Origin of the sequence: Pseudomonas citronellolis, from assembly GCF_900112375.1 — a bacterium.
In the GTDB taxonomy this organism is placed as follows: domain Bacteria; phylum Pseudomonadota; class Gammaproteobacteria; order Pseudomonadales; family Pseudomonadaceae; genus Pseudomonas; species Pseudomonas citronellolis.
Map to the genome: position 1 here is coordinate 1 of NZ_FOLS01000071.1, position 2,321 is coordinate 2,321.

4 protein-coding genes and 1 pseudogene are annotated in these 2,321 nt (G+C 44.5%); all 5 read left to right on the plus strand.

Features of this window, described 5'->3' with window-relative positions; genetic code table 11:
• On the plus strand, positions 1 to 611 hold a 611-nt coding region (locus BM060_RS33490; RefSeq protein ID WP_305728551.1), incomplete at its 5' end, for an RHS repeat-associated core domain-containing protein.
• Between the two features lie 11 nt (positions 612 to 622).
• On the plus strand, positions 623 to 886 hold the full coding sequence (locus tag BM060_RS31985; protein WP_074986584.1) for a hypothetical protein: 264 nt from the start codon (positions 623 to 625) through the stop codon (positions 884 to 886).
• A gap of 272 nt (positions 887 to 1,158) precedes the next feature.
• On the plus strand, positions 1,159 to 1,389 hold the full coding sequence (locus BM060_RS33815; protein ID WP_371857843.1) for a DUF6966 domain-containing protein: 231 nt from the start codon (positions 1,159 to 1,161) through the stop codon (positions 1,387 to 1,389).
• A 119-nt stretch (positions 1,390 to 1,508) separates the two neighbouring features.
• Complete coding sequence (locus tag BM060_RS32825; protein WP_135499906.1) at positions 1,509 to 1,973, plus strand: hypothetical protein; 465 nt, start codon at positions 1,509 to 1,511, stop codon at positions 1,971 to 1,973.
• 58 nt (positions 1,974 to 2,031) lie between these two features.
• A pseudogene (locus tag BM060_RS33495) lies at positions 2,032 to 2,321 on the plus strand (RHS repeat-associated core domain-containing protein); the annotation flags it as partial.

A 2,321-nucleotide genomic window follows, 5' to 3' on the forward strand; every position in this document is an offset into this window, starting at 1 on the left:
GTTTCCTGACCCCGGACCCGATCAAGCTGGCGGGTGGATTGAACCACTACCAGTACGTGCCTAACCCGACGGGGTGGGTGGATCCGTTGGGGTTGGCTAGTACACATGGAGACTGTCTTAACGCCTCTCCTCCGTTGACAACGGCGAAAATTGAAGAAATTACGACAATTCCTAAAGGAGCTCGACCAGATCCAAGTGAGTATCTTTCATCAGAATACATAAAAAATCATCTGAGTCAGTTTGATAACGGTGCATCTAGATTTATGACCCAGAAAAATCTGGATAAATATGGCATTGGTCAGCGTGATGGAACATCTTTCGTCATGCCTAAGACAGAGGCCGATAAACTACTGGAGTCTACCCAAGGAAATGCGCCCGCATTAGAAACTGCTCTTGGGCTGCCATCAGGTTTCCTAGAAAGTAACAAGATGGTCCGTGTTGATATTTCTAACCCTCAAGAACTTAATCTTAGAATTCCATCAGGGAATGAGGCAGGGACTAATGAATTCTGGATTCCGGGTGGAAAACTGCCAACTGGGAATAGCGAGGCAATAATTGATGTTGGGGGAACCCACATGCCGAAGTTAAAAATTTCTCCAGTCGACTTATAGGTTAGACACGCATGAGATTTAATGATTCTTATTTCAACAAGGATGAGCGATTTTCTATAGGGATAGAAGAAAGCTCAGGAAAATTTTATATCTCAATACCAGTAAGCAATGGAATGGTTGATTATGAGGAGTATTTTGAGATTGACAAGAATACTTTTGAAAGTTATATGAAGAACCCCGGTTTAGCTTTACCATTTGTCATGCGCTGCAGAAATAGAGAGGTAGATAATTTATTAATTATTCAACCTGGGAGAGATCGTGGAGTTGCAACCTAGGCTTTAATATAGAAAGCACTGTGTAGGCACCGTAACATACAAGCCCGAGAGCATTACACCAGAGCTTCGGGTAAGTCTGTCGCTCAGAGTGAAGAGGCACAAGCCCAGCAGGAAGTGAGGTATATGTCGGTCAGGTTGGGTGACAAGGTGGACTCTACGTAGGCGGCACTCCACAGGTAATTAATTTAAGGCCGTGGCTATAGGCGTAGAGATAATTAAACAATGACGTTTGATGTGAAAATTCCCGGGCAATCAGAGATGTAGCGTCTCAGATGATTATACTTTTGATTGACGGAGGGGCGGGTGAATGGGGGAGAGCCTTAGAGGTTCAGGTTCGTAATCTTGACTCTGACCCAGAGTCGGTTGCGAGTAACATTTTTTCTATGTATTCAGGGATGGGCTCCCTTAACGATGTTGTTTTGTCTAAGGATGGAAAGATTTTAAAGAAAGAGAATGATAACTTGGATGATCTGCGAGAAAGACTGTATCAGTTGTGCCTATGAGCATTGCTCTTGGGGCGTTGATTAATTTGTTTTCAAATTTAAATACGTGCTGTTTATGCTGTAGTAGGAAAGAGATCAGCCACTACTGAGTCGTGCGACTATCGACAATAGGGGCCGCGGTGAAGAAAAAAATTCAAATGGCGTTAGAGAATAAAGAACCGGTAGAGTTTTTTTGTGGAAAAGGGCCTTATTTTTCACCTGATCCTGACTGGGGGGAGCATTTATATATAAATAACTGGCAAGGTATTTGTGCGCATCTAGCTGAGTCGAATATTGAAATGTCTATATTGAATGACTTCTTCCTTAGATACTTGGAAGGGATTTCTACTTCATATGAGGCAGCCGACAGCCTACTAATGAATCTGAGCGCCTACTACGGACTTCGTCGTGATAAAAAAGTTCTTCAGCGAGGAGGCATACTAAGCGAAATAGGAGTGCTTGGTCGAGAAAAGGTTGGTGAATTGTTTAGGCTTCTAAGGCGGGAGTATGCTGAGAAGAATAAACACAGAAAGGTCAGGTCATTGAATGATTGGCTTGAAAAGATAAAAAGTGATGGCTGTATATATGATTTGGAAGGGCTTTAAAGTAAGAAGTACAGAAATAGAGCGATTTCTCCGCCGGAAGCGATGGCTGCCCTGTCTTAGTTATATCTGTAAATCCGACAGTTTTCGTTCGTTGGCAATAGTGGATAGCGAAGTTCCACTGAAAGCCGCTTTCCAACTCGACTGTCTAGTGTTTGCATAAAACTGAACAGCTGCGGCGGCGAAATACTCTGGTTGGCCCGCTACCGCGTCTAAAAGTCGCGGAAATCGCGCTTCCAGGGGCGGTACTACGACACGGAAACCGGCCTGCACTACAACCGGCATCGTTACTACAATCCCAACACCGGCCGTTTCCTGACCCCGGACCCGATCAAGCTGGCGGGTGGGTTG

What these genes read in the sequence shown, in the direction of transcription:
- BM060_RS33815 (WP_371857843.1), top strand. Translation starts at nt 1,159, where the DNA reads ATGATTATACTTTTGATTGACGGAGGGGCGGGTGAATGGGGGAGAGCC.
- BM060_RS31985 (WP_074986584.1), top strand. Translation starts at nt 623, where the DNA reads ATGAGATTTAATGATTCTTATTTCAACAAGGATGAGCGATTTTCTATA.